This is a genomic window from Salinivibrio sp. PR919 (genome assembly GCF_001995355.1).
GTDB classification, from domain to species: Bacteria; Pseudomonadota; Gammaproteobacteria; order Enterobacterales; family Vibrionaceae; genus Salinivibrio; species Salinivibrio proteolyticus.
Window position 1 is genome coordinate 43,868 of sequence record NZ_MUFL01000019.1, and the last position, 6,864, is coordinate 50,731.

General features: G+C 51.9%; 7 protein-coding genes. 5 read left to right on the forward strand and 2 right to left on the reverse strand.

Going from position 1 to position 6,864, the window contains the following annotated elements:
- Position 1: 1 nt before the first annotated feature.
- Together prfA and hemA are read right to left on the reverse strand one after the other, a co-directional pair.
- Positions 2-1,090, reverse strand: a complete 1,089-nt coding sequence (gene prfA / locus BZG83_RS05610; protein ID WP_077479699.1) for a peptide chain release factor 1 — start codon at positions 1,088-1,090, stop codon at positions 2-4.
- Between the two features lie 11 nt (positions 1,091-1,101).
- On the reverse strand, positions 1,102-2,361 hold the full coding sequence (gene hemA, locus BZG83_RS05615) for a glutamyl-tRNA reductase (protein WP_077479700.1): 1,260 nt from the start codon (positions 2,359-2,361) through the stop codon (positions 1,102-1,104).
- A 270-nt stretch (positions 2,362-2,631) separates the two neighbouring features.
- Here hemA and lolB point away from each other — a divergent pair, with 270 nt between their 5' ends.
- The 5 genes from lolB to ychF all read left to right on the forward strand — a co-directional run.
- Positions 2,632-3,222 carry a lipoprotein insertase outer membrane protein LolB gene (gene lolB / locus BZG83_RS05620; protein WP_077479701.1) on the forward strand — a complete coding sequence of 197 codons (591 nt, stop codon included), beginning with the start codon at positions 2,632-2,634 and terminating at the stop codon, positions 3,220-3,222.
- Complete coding sequence (gene ispE / locus BZG83_RS05625) at positions 3,212-4,072, forward strand: 4-(cytidine 5'-diphospho)-2-C-methyl-D-erythritol kinase (RefSeq protein ID WP_077457334.1); 861 nt, start codon at positions 3,212-3,214, stop codon at positions 4,070-4,072. The genes lolB and ispE overlap by 11 nt, the downstream gene beginning before the upstream one ends.
- Before the next feature lie 32 nt (positions 4,073-4,104).
- Entirely contained in the window at positions 4,105-5,052 is a 948-nt protein-coding gene (locus BZG83_RS05630) for a ribose-phosphate pyrophosphokinase (protein ID WP_131825056.1), read from the forward strand.
- A gap of 170 nt (positions 5,053-5,222) precedes the next feature.
- Complete coding sequence (gene pth / locus BZG83_RS05635; protein ID WP_069587379.1) at positions 5,223-5,813, forward strand: aminoacyl-tRNA hydrolase; 591 nt, start codon at positions 5,223-5,225, stop codon at positions 5,811-5,813.
- Positions 5,814-5,838: 25 nt separating this feature from the next.
- A partial coding sequence (gene ychF, locus BZG83_RS05640) for a redox-regulated ATPase YchF (protein ID WP_077479702.1) occupies positions 5,839-6,864 on the forward strand: 1,026 nt, incomplete at its 3' end.

Consider the following 6,864-nt stretch of genomic DNA (forward strand, 5'->3'; position numbering starts at 1 on the left):
ATTATTGTTGCTCTGACAACGCCGCGAGTTGGTCGGCCTGATGCTCTTGAATCACAGGGTCAACCAAGCTATCCAAATCGCCTTGCATCACTTCATCTAAACGATAAAGGGTTAAGTTAATACGGTGATCGGACACTCGGCCTTGTGGATAGTTGTAAGTACGGATACGGTCGGAGCGATCGCCTGAGCCCAACAAGTTACGACGTGTTGACGCTTCTTCTGCAGCGCGCTTTTCTTCTTCCGCTTTAATCAAACGAGCGGCCAGTACCGACATCGCTTTAGCGCGGTTTTTGTGCTGCGAACGTTCGTCTTGACACTCCACCACAGTGCCGGTTGGCAAGTGGGTAATACGAATGGCCGAGTCGGTGGTGTTAACGTGCTGACCACCCGCACCCGATGCACGGAAGGTGTCCACTTTTAAATCAGCAGGGTTAATTTCTGGAATTTCTGCTTCTGGCACTTCAGGCAAGATAGCAACGGTACACGCAGAGGTATGTACGCGACCTTGTGATTCTGTCGCCGGCACGCGTTGGACTCGGTGGCCGCCAGATTCAAATTTCAGCACGCCATAGGCGCCTTCGCCTGCCACGCGCGCAATCACTTCTTTAAAACCACCGTGCTCACCATCGCTCGCGCTAATGATTTCAGTCTTCCAGCCACGTTGCTCGGCATAACGGCTGTACATACGGTATAGGTCGCCTGCAAAAATCGCGGCCTCATCACCGCCTGCGCCAGCACGGATCTCAAGGAAGCAGTTGCGATCATCATTAGGGTCTTTGGGTAGGAGCAAGATTTGCAGCTCGTCGGTCAAGTCGGCAATGCTCTGCTTGGCCTGTTCGACTTCCTCTTGCGCCATTTCACGCATCTCTGGGTCGTCTTCGTTTGCCATTTCTTGTGCGGCTACCAAGTCTTCTTGTGCTTGTTTGAACTGACCAAAACACTTAATCACTTCTTCAAGCTGAGAGTATTCTTTGGACAGCGCACGGAACTTGTTCTGATCGTTGATGATCTCTGGCGTGCCCAACAGGTGCTGAACTTCTTCATAACGCTCGGCCAGTGATTCTAGCTTGGCTAAAATTGATGCTTTCATATATCTCTTCGTTAGTTATCACTGTCCAGCCCAAGACAGGCACGCATCACCGCCAGTTTTTCTGGCTCACCATTTTGTGCTGCTTGCTGCATTGCCTGTGTCGGCGTATGGATCAGTTTATTTGTTAGACGATTGCTCAATTGGCGCAATACGCTTTCGGCATCTGCGCCATTGGCCAACGCCTGAATACTTTGTTCAAGCTCGGCTTGTTTGATCTGCTCCGATTGAGTGCGGAATTGCTTAATACTATCAACCGCCTCTCGTGAGCGTAGCCAACGCATGAAATCAGCGCTTTCTTCCGTCACGATCGCTTCAGCTTGGATCGCGGCTACTTTACGCTGTTCGCGATTACGTTCCACGATAGATTGCAAATCATCCACACTATACAGATACGCGTCGGCAAGATTGCCCACTTCTTCTTCAATGTCTCTTGGCACGGCAATATCGATCAGCAACATGGGCTGGTGACGGCGCTGTTTCAGTGCTTTTTCTACCATGCCTTTACCAATAAGCGGCAAAGGGGCGGCCGTTGAGCTAATCACGATATCTGCTTTCGCCAAGTGCTCTGGGATCGCTTCAAGCCCAATCACCTGCGCATTAAATTGGTCTGCCAAACACTGCGCACGAGATTGAGTCCGATTGGCCACGATAATGTTGCTGCATTTGTGTTCATGCAGGTGCTTGGTCACTAATTCTATGGTCTCCCCCGCCCCGACCAACAAGGTGGTGACATCGGATAACGACTCAAAGATCTGACGCGCCAAGGTACAAGCCGCAAAAGCAACAGAGACCGCATTGCCGCCGATATCCGTCTCGGTTCTCACCCGTTTGGCAACGGCAAACACTTTTTGAAACAGCTTTTCTAGCGAGCCCGCAATCAGATTGGCTTTTCCGGAACTGGCATAAGCCTGCTTCACTTGGCCTAGAATTTGGGGCTCACCGAGTACTAAAGAGTCCAACCCACACGCTACGCGCATCAGGTGTTTCACCGCTGCTTGTTCTTCGTGATAGTAAATGCTCGCCATCAGGCTATCACTGCTTAGGTGATGAAAAGCGGTCAACCAATCCACCAGCACGCCGATCCCCGGCTGACGCATGTCGGCGTACAGCTCAGTGCGGTTACACGTTGAGACGATCACACAGCTTCGTACTTGAGGGTGGTCGGTCAGTTGCTGCAACGCTTGTTCCAGTTGTTGCGGCGAAAAGGCGRCTTTCTCCCGCAAGTCAACGGGGGCCGTTTTGTGATTGATTCCGAGAACTAACAGGCTCATGAAGCGTTGTTACCGACAGCACCAGTAAGGATTGGAGCGGAGGATTTTACTTGATGGCCCCCGTGAATTAAAGCGAACATTGATATGCATCATCCTCTTGGCGTGGAAATGTGAAGCCTCGCGAGATTGGTGGCTTCCTCGCCAAACCCGTGCCGTATCCACGGATACAGACACGATAGGCGTCTTCTTTCTCCGCACAGCTTGTGGCAAAGTAAGCGCATCACGGCCCTGATGCCGCTTTATTGACGTCAAAGAAAGGATACTCAGCACATGCTTGCTCCCCTACGCGCCTGCGTCATCGCCGCCTGTATCGCCATTTTGTCAGGCTGTGCCACCGCCCCACCACCGTCGACTCAATGGCAAGCGCATCAGTCGGCGTTAACGGCCATCGATAGCTACACGGCGAAAGGCAAGGTCGCGTTTATTTCACCCCAAGAGCGGTTTTCAGCGAATTTGTATTGGCATCATCAGCCAGAACAATCCACGCTCCGTCTGACCAATTTTTTAGGGACCACCCTACTCTCGCTGACTATCGATCCGCAGCTTGCCACCGTGGTGGATGACCAAGGCCAAGTTTATACCGACTCAGATGCGGCTCGCTTGATTGAGCGGCTGAGCGGCATGTCGTTACCGATTGACGCGCTGCCCGCTTGGTTGCTTGGCTTACCACAATCGCGAGATCAATTTGAGCTCGGCGATGATAACCGCCTCGCCCGTTTAAGCAACGCCCAAGGCTGGACCATTGATTATCTCGGTTACGATGGTAGCACGCAGCCGGCGCTGCCTTCGCGTATCACCTTAAAAAGCCCCCAGCAAACCGTAAAGCTGGTTATCTCCAATTGGACGCTTGATGATGAATGACACCACATTTTGGCCCGCGCCTGCCAAACTGAACCTCTTCTTGTATATCAATGGCCGTCGTGAGGACGGATACCACGAACTCCAAACCTTGTTTCAGTTTTTGGACGTGGGCGATACCCTTGCCATTACGCCTAACCAAACCGGGACGATCAGCCTCAGCCCTGCCATGGAAGGGGTGAAAGAAGACGATAACTTGATTGTCAAAGCCGCCAAGGCGCTGCAAGCCCACACAGGATGTCCCTACGGGGCGCACATTGATATCGACAAACGGCTCCCCATGGGCGGCGGATTAGGGGGCGGGTCATCCGATGCCGCCACTACCTTGGTTGCGCTCAATCATTTATGGCAGACCCAAGTCAGCGCTGATGAATTGGCGGCTCTTGGATTGCGTTTGGGCGCTGACGTGCCTATTTTTATTCATGGTCAAGCAGCATTGGCTGAGGGCGTGGGTGAAAAATTCACACCGGTGTTACCGGAAGAAAAAGTTTACTTAGTGGTCAAGCCGGACGTGTCGATTTCGACCGCTGCAATTTTCACTCATCCTCAGTTGCAAAGAAACACGCCAAAGCGCACAGTTTCTGAGCTAATGGGGCAAAAATACGAAAACGATTGCGAAAAGATAGCCCGTAAACAATTCCCCGAGGTTGATAAGGCTGTTTCGTGGCTGCTAGAATACGCGCCGTCTAGGATGACTGGGACAGGCGCGTGCGTGTTTGCCGAGTTTGACACCGCACAAGATGCCCAGGCCACACTCGACATAATGCCTAACTGGCTGACAGGGTTTGTTGCACGTGGGTTGAACCGTTCACCCCTACTTGATGCGCTACAGCAGCAAACTGTGAGTCAGTGACTACTAAATGGATGCAACCCGAGGTTTCCACCGTGCCTGATATGAAGCTGTTCGCTGGTAACGCGACACCCGTTCTCGCCCAACGTATCGCAAACCGTCTTTACATGTCACTGGGTGACGCCACTGTCGGCCGTTTTTCTGACGGCGAAGTGTGTGTTCAGATTAACGAGAACGTGCGCGGTAGTGACGTGTTCGTCCTCCAATCTACCTGTGCACCGACCAATGACAACCTAATGGAATTGGTCGTGATGATAGACGCGTTCCGACGTGCATCGGCAGGTCGTATAACCGCAGTAATCCCTTACTTTGGTTATGCCCGTCAAGACCGCCGCGTACGTTCCTCCCGTGTTCCTATCACCGCAAAAGTTATTGCAGATTTTCTTTCCAACGTTGGCGTTGACCGCGTCCTCACCGTGGATCTCCACGCAGAGCAAATCCAAGGCTTCTTCGACGTGCCTGTCGACAACATCTTTGGCACCCCTGTTTTGCTTGAAGACATGCTAGCGAAGAACTTGGAAGATCCTGTTGTTGTCTCTCCTGACATCGGCGGCGTGGTTCGAGCGCGTGCAACCGCGAAACTGCTCGACGATACCGACATTGCCATCATCGATAAACGTCGTCCACGTGCGAACGTGTCTCAAGTTATGCACTTGATTGGTGACGTTGAAGGCCGTGACTGCATCATCGTTGATGACATGATCGATACCGGTGGCACCCTGTGTAAAGCCGCTGAAGCGCTGAAAAACCGTGGTGCGAAACGTGTATTCGCTTACGCAACTCACCCTGTATTTTCTGGCGACGCGCCGAAAAATATTGCGGAATCTGTCATCGATGAAATCGTGGTGACCGACTCCATTCCGCTAAGCGCAGAAATCCAAGCTACCGGCCGAGTCTCACAACTGACTCTGTCTGGCATGCTAGCGGAAGCGATTCGCCGTATCAGCAACGAAGAATCCATCTCTGCGATGTTTAATTCGTAATAGACGCATCCTTAGTGAAAGCGCCCTGCCTCTGTGCAGGGCGTTTTTTTATCTGTCTATTTTCAGTGCTGACTCGACCGCTGAGTCGTAACAATGGTAGGATATGGCGCCTTTTGGGGTGGGCAGAATGCTCACCGGCTATGATGGGTAGATAAACAGCGAGAAACATCGTGAGTAATCAGATCCGCTTACTAGTTGGATTGGCCAATCCGGGGCCAGAATATGCCCAAACACGCCACAACGCGGGCGCTTGGGTCGTGCAAGAACTTGCGCGGATCCACAATGCACCGCTGAAAGAAGAAAAAAAGTTTTTTGGCCTGACCGGCCGCATTACCGTACACGGTCAAGATCTGCGTTTGTTGATCCCAACCACTTACATGAATTTGTCCGGTAAAGCCGTTCAAGCACTGGCTAATTTTTACAATATTCCCGTCGATGCCATCATGGTGGCGCATGACGAGCTAGACTTGCCACCGGGTGTGGCAAAGTTTAAGCAAGGCGGTGGACACGGAGGACACAATGGCCTGCGTGACATCATCAGTAAATTAGCTAACGATAAATCGTTCTACCGACTCCGGATTGGTATTGGCCATCCGGGTCACAAAGACAAGGTAGCGGGATATGTGCTCACCAAAGCCCCCGCCAATGAGCAAAGCCTGATCGAACAGGCCACGGACGAGGCGGTTCGTAGCCTCGATATCTTGCTCAAAGACGATCTTGCCAAAGCGCAAAACCGTCTGCATACCTTCAAAGCACAGTAATTTTTGATTAAAGGGTTACCATCTCATGGGTTTTAAATGTGGCATCGTGGGCCTACCAAACGTAGGTAAATCCACTCTGTTTAATGCACTGACCAAAGCTGGCATTGACGCAGCTAACTTTCCATTCTGTACCATCGAGCCAAACACGGGCGTGGTGCCTGTGCCTGACTTGCGCTTGGATGCGTTAGCCAAGATTGTTAACCCCCAAAAAGTGCTGCCAACCACCATGGAATTTGTGGATATCGCGGGACTGGTTGCCGGTGCATCACGCGGTGAAGGTTTAGGAAACAAGTTCCTCGCCAACATCCGCGAAACCGATGCAATTGGCCACGTGGTACGTTGTTTTGAAAACGACAACATTGTTCACGTTGCCGGTAAAGTCGACCCTGCGGATGACATCGATGTTATCAACACCGAGCTGGCACTGGCCGACCTTGAAAGCTGTGAGCGCGCCATTCAGCGCAACACCAAAAAAGCCAAGGGTGGCGACAAAGACGCTAAGTTTGAGCTAACTGTGCTTGAAAAACTGCTGCCTGTGCTGGAAGAAGGCAACATGTTGCGTTCTGTCGAGCTAAGCAAAGAAGAAGAAGCGGCAGTACAATACCTCAACTTCTTGACGCTTAAGCCCACTATGTACATTGCCAACGTCAACGATGATGGCTTTGAAAACAACCCTTACCTCGACAAAGTACGTGAAATTGCCGCCCAAGAAGGTGCCACCGTGGTCGCCGTGTGCGCGGAAATTGAAGGCGAAATTGCCGAGCTGGACGCCGAAGAAGCGGCTGCATTCTTAGAAGAAATGGGGCTGGAAGAGCCAGGCCTTAACCGTGTGATTCGCGCCGGTTATGAACTGCTTACCCTGCAAACCTACTTCACGGCGGGTGTTAAAGAAGTGCGTGCTTGGACCGTGCCAATTGGCGCCACAGCTCCGCAAGCGGCAGGTAAAATCCACACTGACTTCGAAAAAGGCTTTATCCGTGCTGAAGTGGTCGGTTATGAAGACTATATTGCGAACAATGGCGAAAGCGGCGCGAAAGAAGCCGGTAAATGG